Origin of the sequence: Bacillus sp. SIMBA_074, assembly GCF_046534555.1 — a bacterium.
Taxonomy (GTDB): Bacteria; Bacillota; Bacilli; order Bacillales; family Bacillaceae_G; genus Bacillus_A; species Bacillus_A mycoides.
On the sequence record NZ_JAWRYM010000012.1, the window covers coordinates 98,334 to 115,465 of the forward strand.

Consider the following 17,132-nt stretch of genomic DNA (forward strand, 5'->3'; position numbering starts at 1 on the left):
GATGAGAATAGGTTTGGTCGTTGAAGGCAGCTATCCCTTTGTAAGTGGAGGGGTAGCAAGCTGGGTTCAAATGATTATCCAGCAGTTTAAAGAACATGAATTTAAGATTTTCGCGATAGTCCCTCAAGTAAAAACAGAAGATGAATATCAATATGAAATTCCAAGCAATGTAAAAGACATCATTCTGATTCCTTTGCAATCAGAAAATGAAGCAAAACATATAAAAACTAATTTAACTAAACAAGAAGTACAGACACTTCAAAAATGGTTTACATTTCAAGCTAACGATACAACAGCATTACAAATATTAGGAAATAAACAAAAGCTAGGAACACTCCATTCCTTCTTCGAAAGCCGTGAGTTTTATGCAATTGTTAAAGAAAGCTATTTATATGAAGAAAGTAGTGGATCCTTCTTAAATTACTTTTGGATGTGGAGATCTATGTTCACACCAATCATTCAAATTTTACAAATTGATTTTCCTGAATTAGATCTTATTCATTCTGTATCGACAGGGTATGGTGGATTGCTTGGTGCTGCAATTAGTGCCAAGTCCGATATACCATTTATTCTAACTGAACACGGTATTTATTCTCGGGAGCGCGAAGAAGAAATACTACAATCTACTTGGATACCAATTGAATATAAAAAAAGATGGGTTTCTTTCTTTCATCACTTGTCTCATCAAGCATATGAACAAGCCGCTGATGTAATTACGTTGTTCGGCCGAAATAGTGCATATCAAAAAGAATTAGGTGCTCCGGCCCATAAACTAAAAATCGTTCCAAATGGCGTTACTTTATCTGACTATAAAGGGTTACGTAAACCAAAATACAATTCGGATAAACTCATCATTTCCGCTATTATACGAGTTGTGCCAATTAAAGATGTAAAAACAATGATTTATGCAGCTAAATTATTATTAGAAAAAGATATTCCATTTATATTTTACTTACTAGGTCCTGATACAGAAGAAGCAGAATATGCTCAGGAATGTCGTGATTTAATTCAACAATTAGGATTAGAAGAGCATGTAATAATGACCGGCAAAGTAAATATTAAAGATTACTTAAAACAAACAGATATTCTCGTATTAACAAGTATATCTGAAGGACAACCATTAGCTATGTTAGAAGGAATGGCAGCAGGATTACCATGGGTTGTTACAGATGTCGGCTCTTGTAAGGAATTAATTTACGGACAAGATGAAGATCCTTACGGACAATGTGGATTTGTTGTACCACCTGTATCTCCTGAACAAGTTGCCATTCATTTAGAGTGGTATTATCGTCACCCTGAATCCATTCAACAATTTGGGGATAACGGGCGCAATCGTATTGAAGCGCACTATCAATTATCAGGTGTCGTTGATAGTTATCGTAAGCTTTACTTAGAAAGAGGTAAAAAAACATGGCAGGGATAGGATTTCGTTTACAAAAATTATTCCAAGAAGACTACTATTCTTCCAGAATAAAAGCGTACGGATTTTCATTATTTGTTACAGCTGGTCCTTGGTTAGTCGTTATTTTAGCAGTAACAGCTATTCGATACATTTTAAGTTTGTTCCATTCTATTTCAATTGAGGAACAGCGCCTTTTTACAATTTCAATTTCATACTGCTTCATTTTTTCTCAAATCATATATGGTGCCTTGCAGCCCATCGTAACTAGATATGTGGCCGACCTTTTATACGAGCAAAAAGCTGATAAAGTATTTTCTTCCTTTTTAGGAATGACGAAAATCACACTTTTTTTAGCTATTATCTTATGGCTTTTGTTTGCAATTTTTACGCCATTAGCCTTGTATTATAAAATCGTGATGCTATTTTTATTTTTAGCTTTAAACATCATTTGGATTCAATCCATTTATTTAACAGCAGCTAAAGATTATCAGTCCATCGCTCTTGCATTTTTAATTGGTTCCATTTTCTCCTTATCTGGAATTGCGCTTATCGCTTACTGGCATCCAACACTTGGAATAGAACACGGATTGGCCCTATTACTTTTAATTTCTTTTACAATCGGGACTTTCATTACATTAGTGTGGTTAAGTATAGTTATTGTACGAATGTTTCCAAATAGTGATGCTACTGAACAATTTACCTTTCTTTCTTATTTAGATAAATATCCAGAACTATTTTGGTCAAGCTTACTTTACAATATTGGCATTTGGGTATGTAACTTTGTTATTTGGTTCGGAGAAGGGCGAGGAAATATTGAAAACACGTTTATTTATCATCAAATTTATGATACATCTGTTTTCTGGGCTTATTTAAGCATTATCCCAACCTATATTTTCTTCGTAGTATCCATTGAAACAAGGTTTTATGAACGGTATAAGAAGTTCTTCGGTTCAGTTAACAATGGGGCGACATTAAATACAATTTTACAATTAAAAGAATCAATGAACTTTGTCCTAAAGCAAGAAATGGAACGAATACTTCGTAATCAAGGTATTTTTTCTTTACTTATTATTTTTATAATATGGATGTTTAGTTCACAATCTGGGAACGTAACACTTGAATACTCTATTTTGCAGCTGACTATAATTGGTGCTTATGCAAACGGGATGGTCCTTGTTATCACGTTACTACTCTTATATTTTGAAGATCGTAAAGGGGCATTTCGAACATCAGCCCTGTTCTTTTCTGCAAATTTGTTATTAAGTCTTCTTCTACTTCCATTTGGGTTCAATGGTTACGGTATTAGTTTTGTACTTGGATCTTCTATTACATTCTTATATGCTATTTCTAGACTCTTTACTTACATTAAAGATATTGATTACTATACGTTTTGTCAGTCAAATACTCCTATAAAATGGCGAACTTTCTTTACTAAATTTGCTAATAAACTTAATGGAAATAAATAAATAAATAAAAATGACCTTTTGCTCCCGCAAAAGGTCATTTTTTTATCTGTTTATTAAACTTCTAGATAGCCATTTTTGTTATTTGATTGCCATCTCCAAGAGTCTGCACACATCTCTTCTAATCCGCGTTTTGCTTCCCATCCTAATTCACGCTTCGCTTTCGATGCATCTGCAAAACATACTGCCACATCACCAGGTCGACGCTCCGTAATTTTATAAGGAACTTCTTTGCCCGAAACCTTTTCAAATGCTTCAACCATTTCCAACACACTATAACCAATACCTGTACCGAGATTGTATGCATCTATCCCAGTAGTGCCAAGTACCTTTTCAAGCGCCTTTACATGGCCATTTGCTAAATCTACAACATGAATATAATCACGGACACCCGTGCCATCTTTTGTTGGATAATCATTTCCAAATACACTTAATTCCTTTAACTTCCCTACTGCTACTTGTGTTACATATGGCATTAAGTTATTTGGAATTCCGTTTGGATCTTCTCCAATACGTCCACTTTCATGTGCACCAAATGGGTTGAAGTAACGAAGTAATGCGATACTCCATTCTGCATCCGCAAATGCTACGTCACGCATAATTTGTTCAATCATTAATTTCGTTTGACCATATGGATTCGTTGCACTTAATGGAAACTCCTCCGTAATTGGTGATGTTTCTGGAATACCATACACTGTTGCAGACGAACTGAAGATCATCTTCTTCACATCATGCTTCTGCATCACTTCACATAGCACTAATGTGCTTGTAATGTTGTTATGATAATACGTTAACGGAATTTCTACTGATTCCCCTACAGCCTTAAAGCCTGCAAAGTGAATAACAGCTTCAATTGTATTTTCTTCAAAAATCGTATCAAGTGCTTCTCGATTTAAAATATCTTCTTTATAAAATTTAAACTGTTTTCCTGTTATCTCTGTCACTCGATTTATAGACTCTACTGAGCTATTCGAAAGATTATCTACTACTATAATTTCGTAACCGTTTTTTAGTAATTCTACGCATGTATGACTACCAATATATCCTGCTCCACCTGTTACAAGTATTGCCATAATTATAGTCCTCCATATTTCATTCATTATAAACTTCTCAAAGTATAGCACATATTTCTTATCATATGTTTATTATGTGAACACAGAAACTTACATTTTATCCCATGATTTTTTGTACAATACAAGATTCCAATCAGGTAATAAAAAAACGCCACATAACAGCATCGCGTGGCGTTTTTTTATCAAATTACGTAACAATATACACTTAGAAAATGCGCAAGACTACCTAACAATACAAAAACATGAAAAATTTCATGGTGTCCCATATATTTAAACTCCAACCATTTTGGCTTCGCGCCGTAAATAAACCCACCAATTGTATAAAAAATGCCTCCAAGTACTAAGAAAATAATACCTCCTGTACTTAAATTATCAGCTAGCGGTGCAAAGAATAGAACAATTAACCAACCCATCAGAAGATAAATTGCTGTCGATAACCATCTTGGACAATTAAACCAAAACATTTTAAAAACAATACCACAAATTGCCGTTGCATAAACTAAACAAAATAATAGTAAACCATTTGCCGAATTTAATGTAATTAAGCAAAAGGGTGCATATGTACCTGCAATTAATATAAAAATCATAGAATGATCTAGCTTCCTAAAGAAATAAATAACACGTTCACTGGCTACGACACTATGATACACAGCTGACGCCATATAAAGGACCATCATCCCGATACCAAATAAAATAACAGCTGTAATTGCAGCAAAAGATGGCATCTTAACAGAAACTTTCACAATCATAGCTAATAATGCAATAAATGATAATACAGCTCCTCCTAAGTGAGTAAATGCATTAACCGGTTCTCTTACATAAGTATTCATATAAACACCCCTCATATAATTACATGTAGTTTTAATAACTACTTGTAATTATATATATATTATTCATACGGGTCAACATTTACATTTCATTTGTTTCGTAATACCATATTTAAAGATATACTAAACATTAAGTTCCACTAAGTTATAAAAGTGAGGGGTTCTACGTGGAAAATATAAATAAATTACTTGAATCATTACATTTAGAAAAAAATATTAAACTTGAGGATATCCCAAATGTCGACTTATATGTAGACCAAGTCGTCCAACTATTTGAGAATACTTATGCGGATACAACGAGAACTGATGATGAAAAAGTACTAACAAAAACAATGATCAACAATTACGCAAAAGGGAAATTATTCATCCCTATCAAAAATAAAAAGTACTCAAAAGAGCATATGATTTTAATCAGCTTAATTTATCAATTAAAAGGGGCCCTTTCCATTAATGATATAAAAAGCTCCTTAGAAAATATAAATGAACCGTTAATAAACGATGATACATTCGAATTAAATACTCTATATAAAGATTATCTTTCTCTTACTGACACCAATGTGGAAAGCTTTAAACAAGACGTAAGTAAGCGTGTTACGGAAGTAAACGCAGTTTCTTCCTTAGAAGATCCAACACTAGAAAAGTTTTTATTGCTAACATCCTTCGTGACTATGAGTAATATGTATAGACGTTTAGCAGAAAAATTAGTTGATGATCTCAAAAAATCTTAAACAAAAAACTATCCACCTCTTTGAAGTGGATAGTTTTTTTGTTTATTTAATTGCTTCATGAACCTTTAATTGTTTCCCTTTAATCGTTGTGTTTTTCATGATTTTTAAAACAAGTGGTCCTTTTCCATTTAATATTTCAACGTAAGAAACATTGTCTTGTATTGTAATAATTCCTATATCTTCTGCTGTAACACCTTTAATTTTAGCAATTGTACCGACGAAATCTACCGCCCTAATTTTCTTTTTCTTCCCGCCATTAAAGTACAATTTCATAATTCCTTTGTTTAGGTCTGCATTTTTATCTTTCTTTATAATTGGTTTAGCATGTATCTTTTCCTCAAATACTGCTTTCCCTTTCATAACTTCTTCTTTTGAAGGTGCAAGTGCCTTTGGAATTTCAAAGCCAATGTACTCCTCAATCTCTTCTAAAAATCTATTTTCATACGGCGTCATGAATGTAATAGCTTTCCCGTTATTACCAGCTCGTCCCGTTCTTCCCGTACGATGTACATAACTTTCTTTTTCTAATGGAATATCATAGTTAATAACATGTGTAATATTATCAATATCAATTCCTCTAGCAGCTACGTCTGTCGCTACTAAATAACGGAACTTTCCTTTTCTAAAATCGTCCATAACTTCAAAACGATCTTCTTGTACCATACCACCATGTATTTTGTCACAAGGATAGTTAACCCGCTTTAACTGCTGAAATACGTGATCTACATTTTCTTGCGTACGGCAAAAAATAATACAACTATCTGGATTCTCAATCGTTGTTACATCTTTAAGAAGTGAAAGCTTCTCCTCTTCTCTCATCTCAAAAAGTGTATGTTCAATTTTATCTGTTGTAATCCCGGTAGCCTTAATTTCAATATGCGTTGGCGAATCCATATACGTACGAGATAACTTTTCAACATCTTTTGGAAGTGTTGCTGAAAATAGCATTGTCATTCGTTTTTTAGGTAATTCGTCAATAATTGCCTCTACTTGATCGATAAAACCCATATTCAGCATTTCATCCGCTTCATCAATAACTAAATACTTCAAACACCCTAAAGAAAGGGTACCTTTTTCAATATGATCTAACACACGGCCAGGAGTCCCAACTACAATATGTGTTTTTTGCTTTAACTCTAATTTTTGACGTGCAAATGGAGATTTACCATAAACTGCAGCGGCCTTAATTCTTTTGAAACGACCTATATTCGTAATGTCTTCTTTTACTTGCACCGCAAGCTCTCTCGTCGGTGTTAAAACTAAAGCTTGTGGCTTATTCTCTTCCCACTCCACCACTTCACAAAGTGGTATGCCAAATGAAGCGGTTTTTCCACTTCCAGTCTGTGATTTCACGACAAGGTCTTTCTTTTGCAAGGCAACTGGAATAACCTCTCCTTGCACTTCCGTTGGATGTTCATATCCTAAACCAGTAAGTGCTCTTACAATTTCTTTACTTAATGCATAATCAGCAAAACTTTTTTTACTCATATATTAACCTCTTTTTATTCTGTATTATTTTCTTTTTTCGCTTTTTCTATCAATGAATCATCATATACCTTATTATCACCTTATTCATTATACTTGAAAGCTCACATAAAAAGGCGAATCATTCGTGATTCGCCTGACTAAACAAAAGGATCTTCTATTTTAAAAACTTTTTGAAAATATTATTCTGCCTTCTGACCGGTAATAAAACTTTCTTTCTTCGGCTTCTCTTCTATTACTTTTTCTTCCTTACGGTTCTCATCTTTTGTTTTATCTACATCTACTGCCCTCGGCACACTCTGTATAATTTGTTCATTCGCATTTTGATAATATATTTTAAACTGTTCTTTCCCTTTCGTTTCCCTAATAATTACGTTAAGTTGCTCTTTTACATCCGCAAACTTCTGCTCGTTTTTCACCTCCTCTACTTTAACTAGCATTTGCTTATATTTTTCTTCCTCATCTTTTTGATTAGCTAAAACTTCTCGTTTTTCTTTTGCTTGTTTGGCTAATATAACTGAACTAGCAGAATCATTTTCAATTTCCCTCAATAACGAAATTGCTCGGTCTATATTACTTTCCTGTAATGCTTCAATCATTTTATTTGTTTGATTCACCTTCAGCCTTATTTCCCGATCATCCTTCTTTTCTTTTAATGCTAATTCAAAAGATGCGACTGCTCTATCGTATTCTTTATTTTCCAATGCTAAATCTCCTTGTTTCTCTGCCTTATCAAATGCATCATTATTGCTACATCCGGCAGTAACCAAAAAATTTATTCCTATTATTAGTATTAACTTTTTCATAGTATTTCCTCAGCCCCCTCGCTCAAAATAAGAGGCATACATACAATCTTATGCAATTATCGCAACTTCCCTTACTTTTTTATAAACGAACATTATTCATAAGAAATCTATTTAAATTCGTTTTTAACGTTATTTTTAAAATATATTGGCTTCTTTTCAAAAAAACGTTAAGAAAATCTTTGACTTCTTACTGAAAATGATGTAAATTATCCTATGGACGAACATTTTCAATCAATAAAAATAAAATATTCGTATTTTAGGGGTGTAAATGATGGAAAACGTATTTGACTATGAAGATATTCAATTAATTCCTGCAAAATGCATTGTAAATAGCCGATCTGAATGTGATACAACTGTCACTTTAGGAAAACATAAATTTAAATTACCTGTCGTACCTGCAAATATGCAAACGATTATTGATGAAAGAATCGCAACTTATTTAGCTGAAAATAATTACTTCTATATCATGCATCGTTTCCAACCAGAGAAACGAATTTCATTCATTAGAGATATGCAATCACGTGGATTAATTGCTTCAATCAGCGTTGGTGTTAAAGAAGACGAGTACGAATTCGTACAACAATTAGCTGCTGAGCAACTTTCACCTGAATACATTACAATCGATATCGCACATGGTCACTCTAACGCTGTGATCAATATGATTCAACATATTAAAAAACATTTACCAGAAAGCTTCGTTATCGCTGGAAACGTTGGAACTCCAGAAGCGGTAAGAGAATTAGAAAACGCTGGTGCTGATGCAACAAAAGTTGGCATTGGACCTGGTAAAGTTTGTATTACTAAAATTAAAACAGGCTTTGGAACTGGCGGTTGGCAGCTAGCTGCACTTCGCTGGTGTGCAAAAGCTGCAAGTAAGCCAATTATCGCTGACGGTGGTATTCGTACACATGGCGACGTAGCTAAATCAATTCGATTTGGAGCAACTATGGTTATGGTCGGTTCTCTATTCGCAGGTCATGAAGAGTCTCCAGGGGAAACAATCGAAAAAGATGGCAAACTTTATAAAGAGTACTTCGGTTCAGCTTCTGAATTCCAAAAAGGTGAGAAGAAAAACGTTGAAGGTAAGAAAATGTTCGTTGAGCATAAAGGTTCTTTAGAAGACACTTTAATCGAAATGGAACAAGATCTTCAATCTTCTATCTCTTACGCTGGTGGAACAAAATTAGACGCAATTCGTACTGTAGATTATGTAGTCGTGAAAAACTCTATTTTCAACGGTGACAAAGTATATTAATTTATAAATTTAACTAGAAGGACAAGCATTTTTTATGCTTGTCCTTCTTTTTCATGTATAAAAATGTAAAATATTTTAATTTCACTGAATTTTCTAGTATCATGTTTTTAGATACTTATAATAAGGGGGATATAACAAATGAAAAATGTAATTGAGAAACGCCTTATTCGCGCGGAAGTCTCTACTGAATTGACATGGGACCTTTCTGATTTATACGAATCTGATAAAGAGTGGGAAACTGCATTACATGTATTAACAGACGATATAAAAAAACTTGATGCATTTAAAGGACAATTACACACTAGCCCCGCTACCTTATTAAATTGCCTACTTTTAGAAGAAGAGCTTTTAATGAAGCTAACAAAACTCGGCGCATATGCAAATTTAAAAGAATCCGCTGATCGTACAGATTCAGTTATTCAAGCGAACTCTTCCAAAATTTCCGCTCTAGGAACGAATGTACATACCGCACTATCCTTTATTCATAACGAAATTCTCTCATTTGAGGAGGGAACAATTGAAAAATATTTAACTGAGGAAATAAAACTTGAACCTTTCCGTAAATCATTACTAGAGATACTCAAAAAGAGGCAGCACACTCTCTCTCCTGAAACAGAAGAAGCTCTTGCTGCACTCGGCGAAGTTCATAGTTCACCCTACAAAATTTACGGCATGACTAAATTAGCCGATATGGATTTCCCTTCTATACAAGATGAACAGGGAAATGATTTGCCTGTATCGTTTGCATTATTCGAAAGCAAATATGAGTTTTCTCCAAGCGCATATATACGTAAAAAAGCATATTCATCATTTGTTTCCACATTGAAACGATATAAAAATACAGTTGCAACAACATATGCTACTGAAGTAAAAAAACAAGTGGCGCTTTCTCGTTTGCGCAAGTACGAGTCCGTTACCCATATGCTTTTAGAACCTCAAAAAGTTCCACTTGAAATGTATAACAACCAACTAGATATTATTTATAACGAATTAGCGCCTCATATGCGCCGTTTTGCAGATTTAAAAAAGAATGTATTAGGGCTTGATCAAATGCTTTTCTGTGACTTACATGCACCGTTAGATCCTGAATTTAATCCAACAATCACTTACGAAGAAGCTGGCAAACTCATTCAAGATTCTTTAAAAGTATTAGGAAATGAATATAGTTCCATTATCGAAAAGGGCTTCAAAGAAAGATGGGTAGACCTTGCAGATAACGTAGGAAAATCAACAGGTGCCTTCTGCTCTAGCCCATACGGTTCTCACCCTTATATTTTAATTACATGGCAGGGTACGATGCGCGGGTGTTTCACATTAGCTCATGAATTTGGACATGCTGGTCATTTTTATTTAGCTAATAAAAATCAGCGTATTATGAATGTGCGTCCATCTATGTACTTCGTTGAAGCTCCATCAACGATGAATGAATTACTATTAGCCCAGCATTTACTTGCGACTACTGAAGATAAGAGAATGCGCAGATGGGTTATTCTGCAACTACTCGGCACATATTACCACAACTTCGTTACCCATCTACTTGAGGGAGAATATCAAAGAAGAGTATACGCTCTAGCAGAAGAAGGGCAAGCACTCACAGCTACAACTTTAACTGAAATAAAAACGAAGGTCCTTTCGACATTCTGGGGAGATTCCGTAGAAATTGATGAAGGCGCCGGTTTAACATGGATGCGTCAACCTCACTATTATATGGGCTTATATTCTTACACATATTCTGCGGGACTAACTGCTTCTACCGCTGTAGCTCAAATGATTAAAGAAGAGGGTCAACCTGCTGTTGATCGCTGGCTTGATGTACTCCGTGCAGGCGGTACAATGAAACCACTTGAATTAATGAAACACGCTGGAGTAGACATGTCAAAACCAGATGCAATCCGTAAAGCCGTTTCTTACGTCGGTTCCTTAATTGATGAATTAGGACGTTCTTATCAAGAATAAAAATAAGCCCTCGCTTTATGAGGGCTTATTCTATATTTACTTTCCAAATCTTTTGCGGTATCCGCACTTTCTGCATAGTTCTTCTACTGCAACCCTTTTTGAAAATCCATCCACAATATTGTTCGCTCTTTCACCTTCAATAATATTAGAGAATGAATCATTATTAATATTTCCAAGATTAATAATTCCCTCACCATCTAGACAACAAGGAATAACCGTTCCGTTCGCTAAGATTCCAGCCTGATTTCGAAGACCATGACAGAACCCTTTTCCATCATCCTCTTCTTCATGCAATGCCGGCCACTGGAATTCATAGTCTTGATTAATAAAGACACGTTCCGCAATTTTTATACCTTTTCCCGGTGTAAGCTTCTCTTCAATTTGATAAGATAGATCAAACTCATTTTCAATTATAGATAATAAATCCCTATTTTTTTGGATTTCAGCATTTGTTTTATTATCCTGAGTTAAATTCCATAATCTTAGTGAAACGATTAAGTCCGATTGACTTGTTGCCTCTCTAATGAAAGAAAGTATACTCCTTACATAGCCCTCTTTATCTTGCGAACCTGGGTGTCCATCAAAACTGTGCAGTGAAAAATTCATTTGTCTTAACGCAGGCTTATTTAACAGTCTATGCCTTCTCTTATTAATTAACGTTCCGTTCGTTGTAATATTAACTTTAAACCCTTTTTCATGGCTTAAATCTAATAGTTGATCTATTTTCGGATGGAGCAACGGCTCACCCTTCACGTGCAAATAAATGTAGTCTGTGTGAGGTTTAATTTGGTCTAATCTTTTAGCAAAATCCTCTACAGAAATGAATTGCTTCTGCCTTTCCGTCGGCGGACAAAAGCTGCACGCAAGATTACATACACTCGTAATCTCCAAGTAAAACTTCTTAAACTTCTTCACCTTTAATTCCTCACTTCTATGACTACTTATACTTTTTCCCTCTTCATATTACAGCATATTTTTTTAGAAATAGAAACATACTTATTTTAGGAAATCTACATACCATCTATTAATGTTTAAAAGACCATCGGTGATTTTTGTCCAATGGTCTTTTTTACTCTTTATATACAAATGAAAAATTTATTTATGATACGGTTCACCGTAGTATGTCTAAGTGCGGTTTATGATTAAAATATATCGTCTTATTAATTATATTTCACTATACTATCCAACCACATTCCTTAGAAATCCTTTTTAGTTGTAAAATGAATTCATTATCTTGTTTACCTTTTTCTTCTAGTTTCTTATAAGGTGTAGCGGCCCAACGATAAATTTGCTCAATACTTCCAGAACCACGTTTAAATGCTTTTGCTAATTTTATGATATTTTCCTTATTAGGTGCAAATGAGAAAATTACTCGTAATTCTTCATCAGACCATGGTTTACCTTTATTAATTTCATCATACTTTTGTTCTTTTTCAATCTCTACTAAATATGATTTGATTAAAGAAATTTTCTCCGAATTTGTATAATCTTCAACTTCCTCGGAAAAAAGATCCTTAAAATTCGCTTTAAATTCTTTCTTTTTCATCTTCATTCCTCCTAAAATGCATCATTCCATCATATTACAATTAATCCACCCTTATTTTAAAGCACCTTTACTTATTATATAGTAAATGTAATTAAAAAAGGCGCAGATAAGTCATCACCTAATGACTTATCCGCACCTTTTTCAGTAAAGTAGTTCAGTACCGCATTATTAAATTGAATTTGGATACTATCAATCTCTCGTTCTTCATTAATTGTTATTTCCTTTATTAGCAATGTTACCAAATGCTTTTGCTGTTCTTGCGTAATTGACTGTTTAAATGCTTTATGAAAATTGCCCATAACTTCTTTAATCAATGTTTCATCAATTGTATGTGTCTTTAACGATTGCATTTGTAGTTTAATTGGTTGTAAGCGAAGTTCTACTTGGTCGATTAATTCATTGGTTTTATTCAAGCGTTGCTGCAACTCTACTTTTGTAATGAGATCATCTTCAAACATCTCCATGGCTCTTTCTTTCTTGCGTTGAAGCTGTTCGAGTTCTTTGGCTAGTGTTGCAAATTCGCGCTTTATCGGTTCATCGTTATTAGACCTTTTACCATTTACAGTCTCAACAATGTCTTGAATCAGTTGCTCATTTGTAGCAAGTTGCTGTAGTCGCTCAAAAATGTATGCCTCTGCCTTATCTACACGAATGGTATTAGAATTGCAAACTGATATCCCTTTGTTCTTCCATGCACCACAAGCATAATACTCAATAGTTTTCCTTGTTCCGTCCTTCAGCTTATTGACCGTGCGACTCACAACCATCCCAGCTCCACATTTTGGGCATCGTAGTACACCTGTAAAGGGGAACGCCCCCCCATGGACACGATTTGGTTTGTGTGATCTTTGCTTTAGGATTTGTTGCGCCTTCTCCCAAGTCACCTGCGAAATGATAGCATCGTGTTCACCTTTTTGAAAAACGGGATTAGGGTTAATATCACCTCTACGTTTATCAGTCCAGTTACGTCTAACATTGTATCGAATTACTCCAATATATACTGGGTTTTCTAAAATAGTCTTAATGGTATTAATTGAGAAGGGCTTACCTTTTTTACCACGATGCCCTTCTTTGTTAATACGGTTAGCAATTGCTTTGTAACCATTTCCACTTATATATAGTTCGAAAATTTGCCGGACTGTTTGTGCCTCTTTTTCATTAATAACTAATTTTGTATGTTTTCGCTTATTACCATGGTCTGCTGTTTCTTCTAAATTGTAACCTAGAACTTGTCCACCATTCCACTTACCTTCTCTTGCCCTTGCTAACATACCCATTTTTACATTTTCAGAAATTGTGTTACGTTCAAATTCTGCAATAGCCGCCATCATATGAAATTGAAGTTTACCTGATGACGTTTCCGTTTCATGATTTTCTGTAAATGATCGGAAACTAATGTAATTTTGATTGAACACTTCAACGATTTTTAGTAAGTCTAAAATATTTCTGGCTAATCGATTAGTTTTCCAAACCAACACAATATCAAAAAGCTGGTTTCTTGCATCATTCAACATTTGCTTTAATGCTGGTCTCTTCTCAATCGACTTACCACTAATTCCACGATCAGCATACACTTGATGAATGATGTATCCATTATTCGTGCACCAATCAGACAACAATCGCTCTTGTTCATCTATTGAATAACCTTCTTCTGCTTGTTCTGTTGTTGATACACGAGCATAAATTGCTACTTTTTTAATTTGGACGGTTGAGGAAATCATTGCATTTTGAACTACATCATTTTTCGTTGTTTCTAGTGTCTGTTGGTTTATCATCTTCTCCTACTCCTTCTGTAAGTTCCTTAGTAATGTAGCACTCACACATCTCTGCTAATATTTCAATGAATGTCATATTCATACCTCACAATTTCTGCTAACTGTCCTTAGTAAATATTAATTATCTAGTGTTCACTCACGGATTCTTTATACCTTTCCGTGATATTTTAGAAACTTCAAAGGGTGTTGATGTTTGATAAATAAACCAACCATCAAATTCAATACCATATACTTGCACACCATTTTTAGTGTTTTCTTCACCTTTGATTACTCTACGGGTATGATACTTATTTTGTTTTGAATCTTTTTCTTTAATAAGCACACCCATTGCATCGAGTTCCCTTAATACAACCTTTACATCACTAAAACCATTTTCAACTAGCATCCTTTTAAAATCACTGGACAAAATGTAGGCTTGTGTTTTCTTATTTTTCTTATCAATATCAATTCGTCCCCAAATTGTTTGGTTTTCGGGATTTCCCTCTTTATTAATATAGAAGTGCTTTTGATTTTTTAATAACCACTCTCGCATCATCTCATGAGCCTTTGGACCAATTAAACGTTCTTCTAGAGATTCTTTTTCTTGAAGAACTAATAGCTCACGAATTGCTTCAATGTCTAAGTTAATTTCAAATACTTCGTTAATTAATTTAGCAGCCATAATAATCAATGCAAACTTTTTACCAATTCGATCATTAAACTTAGAACTAGGTAAAATTAATGACATTTGCTCTGTTTCATATTCCCATGATTTTTGAATAAATGTTTTTGTATAACCTAAAAGTTTTTTCACAAATATTTCTGATGCCTGTCCATAGTTATTAGATAAGCCATGATTAATAGCTTTGGCTTGAGCTGCATCATTTGTCCACTGAATGTTTTGGAATTCAAACACTCTCGCACGAATTCCTTCATTCTGATTGATTTGATCAATTAAAGAACCTTCTCCAGTTGTAATAATTGTAGTTGCCCATGATGCTCTCTCTCTCTGGACGCTATCTTTATTTAAACGTGCCTTTTCTAAATTTTTTGCCCATGTGTAAAGGACATTTACAAGCTTTTTTGCACCCATTGTTGTTAATGAGGTTTCATCACAAACGATAGGCATACCATTATTATTCGCAATTACTTTAGTTAAGGCATTATTTGTACCATTGAAGCTTTGGATAAGGGATCTAGGACCTTCTTTAGGATCACCAAATCCAGAAACTGCTACCATCGCCGCCGTTGTTTTACCTGTTGTGCTATTACCGCAAATGTGAAAAATCAACGAATCCGAATGAATATTCAAAAATTTATTAATATACCCAACCAGTACTGCTGAAAATCCCATGCTTAACGCTAATTCTAATGATGGATTCCCAACAACATACTTTTTAATCGTTAACAACCATTCATCAAGTGTCCCTTTTGGAAAAACGTTATATTCTCCTACATACTTGGATGGTTGATTTTGTGAAGATATTAATTGATTTTGACTAAAATAATGATTTTTCCCATCTAACATCCAACCAACTTGCTCATGCATTTTATCAATGGATAATTCGTATTCTTGTTCAATTAAGTAAGAAATAATGACTTTTGTTTTCCAAGTTGCTACATCAGCACCTTTAGCCATAAGTACATTGAATTTTTGTTCCGTTACATCTTTTCGACTTATAACGTCACTTTGCCAGCCATCATTACAGTAAAATGTTAATTCCCACAAAATCTCACCTGTATCAATTTTTCGGTATGATTTGGATAAGTAGATTGCTCTACCTATCCAAACCCATGCCTTTTTATCTTCAAACCACTTGTATACACCTGTCGAATCACATTGGTAGTTTTTAGTTACGATGTTTAATGTCATCTAGTCCACCTTCTGGCCTAATTTGACATATAGAATTACTCGACCTTGTTGTTTATAGTAGCCCTCGCTAAATGAAATACTAGTTTTATTAGAGAAATCCAAATTAAATTGTTTAATTATAGCTTCTACAAGACCCGTATTATAAACAATTGTACGGCCATTTTTAAAGCTCCCCTTATAACTGGAAACATTTAGTTCATCTGCATTACATAGCACTAAATTTTTTCCTGTGAAGCCAACAGAAAGTCGAGTTGGATTATTTAATTTTGCAGTGGCATCCTTTGTAAGTCTGATGCTGGTACCCGTATCAGCTTTAACGATGCTTAAAAAAGATGACCCCTTATTACCAATATCAGGGAATGACGTTACTTTTGTAGATAAAAATTCTTCTAACTGTTCATCTAATTCCTTTTGGGCTGTAGAGCTAACAGTAAGACCAACATTTTTAAGTACCTGTTTTGTTGACTTTGACTCATAGGCATCTTCTTCTTCGAGTTCTTCATCCTCTAGCCCAAGGTCATCTTCTTCTTCGAGTTCTTCATCCTCTAGCCCAAGGTCATCCTCTTCTTCGAGTTCCTCATCTTCTAGCCCTAGGTCATCCTCTTCTTCGAGGTCTTCATCTTCTGGCCCAAGGTCGTTCTCTTCTTCGAGGTCTTCATCTTCTGGCCCAAGGTCGTTCTCTTCTTCGAGGTCTTCATCTTCTGGCCCAAGGTCATTCTCTTCTTCGAGGTCTTCATCTTCTAAGCCCAGACCATTCTCTTCTTCAAAAAGAATTTCCTCATCGTTCGCAACCCATTTTTTTGTAAGTTTTCTTTGATTATATTTCTTTATTTGTTTCATCTTAAACACCCCTCCTGTATTTATCCTGTAGAATATTGTCTACATGAATTAGAATACAGCGGACTGTCATAACAATCTTTGTTCATTTTCAATGATTGAATTGTGACCAAATCATTGAATACAA

Annotated in this window: 13 protein-coding genes and 1 pseudogene; 5 read left to right on the forward strand and 9 right to left on the reverse strand. The window is 34.4% G+C overall.

The features are described from left to right. Position 1 precedes the first annotated feature (1 nt). On the forward strand, positions 2–1,423 hold the full coding sequence (gene pelF, locus SB773_RS15250) for a GT4 family glycosyltransferase PelF (RefSeq protein WP_410590702.1): 1,422 nt from the start codon (positions 2–4) through the stop codon (positions 1,421–1,423). Beyond that, entirely contained in the window at positions 1,411–2,868 is a 1,458-nt protein-coding gene (gene pelG, locus SB773_RS15255) for an exopolysaccharide Pel transporter PelG (protein WP_410590704.1), read from the forward strand. The genes pelF and pelG overlap by 13 nt, the downstream gene beginning before the upstream one ends. A 53-nt stretch (positions 2,869–2,921) precedes the next feature. Here pelG and galE read toward each other — a convergent pair whose 3' ends face one another. Both galE and trhA read right to left on the reverse strand, forming a co-directional pair. Next, the gene (gene galE / locus SB773_RS15260) at positions 2,922–3,938 is read right to left on the reverse strand and encodes a UDP-glucose 4-epimerase GalE (RefSeq protein ID WP_410590706.1); all 1,017 of its coding nucleotides are present in this window, start codon (positions 3,936–3,938) and stop codon (positions 2,922–2,924) included. Between the two features lie 182 nt (positions 3,939–4,120). Continuing rightward, complete coding sequence (gene trhA / locus SB773_RS15265; protein WP_410590708.1) at positions 4,121–4,768, reverse strand: PAQR family membrane homeostasis protein TrhA; 648 nt, start codon at positions 4,766–4,768, stop codon at positions 4,121–4,123. A 164-nt stretch (positions 4,769–4,932) separates the two neighbouring features. Here trhA and SB773_RS15270 point away from each other — a divergent pair, with 164 nt between their 5' ends. Continuing rightward, positions 4,933–5,493, forward strand: a complete 561-nt coding sequence (locus SB773_RS15270) for a DUF1836 domain-containing protein (RefSeq protein ID WP_410590710.1) — start codon at positions 4,933–4,935, stop codon at positions 5,491–5,493. 42 nt (positions 5,494–5,535) lie between these two features. On the opposite strand, the gene SB773_RS15275 is transcribed toward SB773_RS15270, so the two are convergent. Both SB773_RS15275 and SB773_RS15280 read right to left on the reverse strand, forming a co-directional pair. Next, positions 5,536–6,981 carry a DEAD/DEAH box helicase gene (locus SB773_RS15275; protein WP_410590712.1) on the reverse strand — a complete coding sequence of 482 codons (1,446 nt, stop codon included), beginning with the start codon at positions 6,979–6,981 and terminating at the stop codon, positions 5,536–5,538. Positions 6,982–7,163: 182 nt separating this feature from the next. Next, positions 7,164–7,784 (reverse strand): annotated as a pseudogene (locus SB773_RS15280) (lysozyme inhibitor LprI family protein); the annotation flags it as partial. A 271-nt stretch (positions 7,785–8,055) separates the two neighbouring features. On the opposite strand from SB773_RS15280, the gene guaC reads away from it, so the two are divergent. Both guaC and pepF read left to right on the forward strand, forming a co-directional pair. Further along, complete coding sequence (guaC, locus tag SB773_RS15285) at positions 8,056–9,039, forward strand: GMP reductase (protein ID WP_002068771.1); 984 nt, start codon at positions 8,056–8,058, stop codon at positions 9,037–9,039. Between the two features lie 138 nt (positions 9,040–9,177). Continuing rightward, a complete protein-coding gene (gene pepF, locus SB773_RS15290; RefSeq protein WP_410590715.1) occupies positions 9,178–10,995 on the forward strand; it encodes an oligoendopeptidase F in 1,818 nt (605 codons plus the stop codon). A 36-nt stretch (positions 10,996–11,031) separates the two neighbouring features. Here the strand turns inward: pepF and SB773_RS15295 are convergent, their stop codons facing one another. The 5 genes from SB773_RS15295 to SB773_RS15315 all read right to left on the reverse strand — a co-directional run bounded on the left by SB773_RS15295 (position 11,032) and on the right by SB773_RS15315 (position 17,008). Next, positions 11,032–11,910: a radical SAM/SPASM domain-containing protein gene (locus SB773_RS15295; RefSeq protein WP_002016446.1), complete on the reverse strand. Its 879-nt coding sequence runs from the start codon at positions 11,908–11,910 to the stop codon at positions 11,032–11,034. A gap of 259 nt (positions 11,911–12,169) precedes the next feature. Continuing rightward, positions 12,170–12,541 carry a hypothetical protein gene (locus tag SB773_RS15300; RefSeq protein ID WP_098357644.1) on the reverse strand — a complete coding sequence of 124 codons (372 nt, stop codon included), beginning with the start codon at positions 12,539–12,541 and terminating at the stop codon, positions 12,170–12,172. A gap of 74 nt (positions 12,542–12,615) precedes the next feature. Beyond that, positions 12,616–14,316 (reverse strand): recombinase family protein, encoded by a 1,701-nt coding sequence (locus SB773_RS15305; RefSeq protein WP_410590718.1) that lies wholly within the window; start codon positions 14,314–14,316, stop codon positions 12,616–12,618. A gap of 136 nt (positions 14,317–14,452) precedes the next feature. After that, positions 14,453–16,168 (reverse strand): DUF927 domain-containing protein, encoded by a 1,716-nt coding sequence (locus SB773_RS15310; RefSeq protein WP_410590720.1) that lies wholly within the window; start codon positions 16,166–16,168, stop codon positions 14,453–14,455. Continuing rightward, positions 16,169–17,008: a hypothetical protein gene (locus SB773_RS15315; RefSeq protein WP_410590722.1), complete on the reverse strand. Its 840-nt coding sequence runs from the start codon at positions 17,006–17,008 to the stop codon at positions 16,169–16,171. It lies immediately after the preceding gene. Positions 17,009–17,132: the final 124 nt, after the last annotated feature.

Bases quoted from the DNA above. Each gene is read 5' to 3' on its own strand.
- SB773_RS15275 (WP_410590712.1), bottom strand. From the start codon at position 6,981: ATGAGTAAAAAAAGTTTTGCTGATTATGCATTAAGTAAAGAAATTGTA.
- pepF (WP_410590715.1), top strand. From the start codon at position 9,178: ATGAAAAATGTAATTGAGAAACGCCTTATTCGCGCGGAAGTCTCTACT.
- pelG (WP_410590704.1), top strand. From the start codon at position 1,411: ATGGCAGGGATAGGATTTCGTTTACAAAAATTATTCCAAGAAGACTAC.
- trhA (WP_410590708.1), bottom strand. From the start codon at position 4,768: ATGAATACTTATGTAAGAGAACCGGTTAATGCATTTACTCACTTAGGA.
- SB773_RS15305 (WP_410590718.1), bottom strand. From the start codon at position 14,316: ATGATAAACCAACAGACACTAGAAACAACGAAAAATGATGTAGTTCAA.
- pelF (WP_410590702.1), top strand. From the start codon at position 2: ATGAGAATAGGTTTGGTCGTTGAAGGCAGCTATCCCTTTGTAAGTGGA.
- guaC (WP_002068771.1), top strand. From the start codon at position 8,056: ATGGAAAACGTATTTGACTATGAAGATATTCAATTAATTCCTGCAAAA.
- SB773_RS15310 (WP_410590720.1), bottom strand. From the start codon at position 16,168: ATGACATTAAACATCGTAACTAAAAACTACCAATGTGATTCGACAGGT.
- galE (WP_410590706.1), bottom strand. From the start codon at position 3,938: ATGGCAATACTTGTAACAGGTGGAGCAGGATATATTGGTAGTCATACA.
- SB773_RS15315 (WP_410590722.1), bottom strand. From the start codon at position 17,008: ATGAAACAAATAAAGAAATATAATCAAAGAAAACTTACAAAAAAATGG.
- SB773_RS15300 (WP_098357644.1), bottom strand. From the start codon at position 12,541: ATGAAAAAGAAAGAATTTAAAGCGAATTTTAAGGATCTTTTTTCCGAG.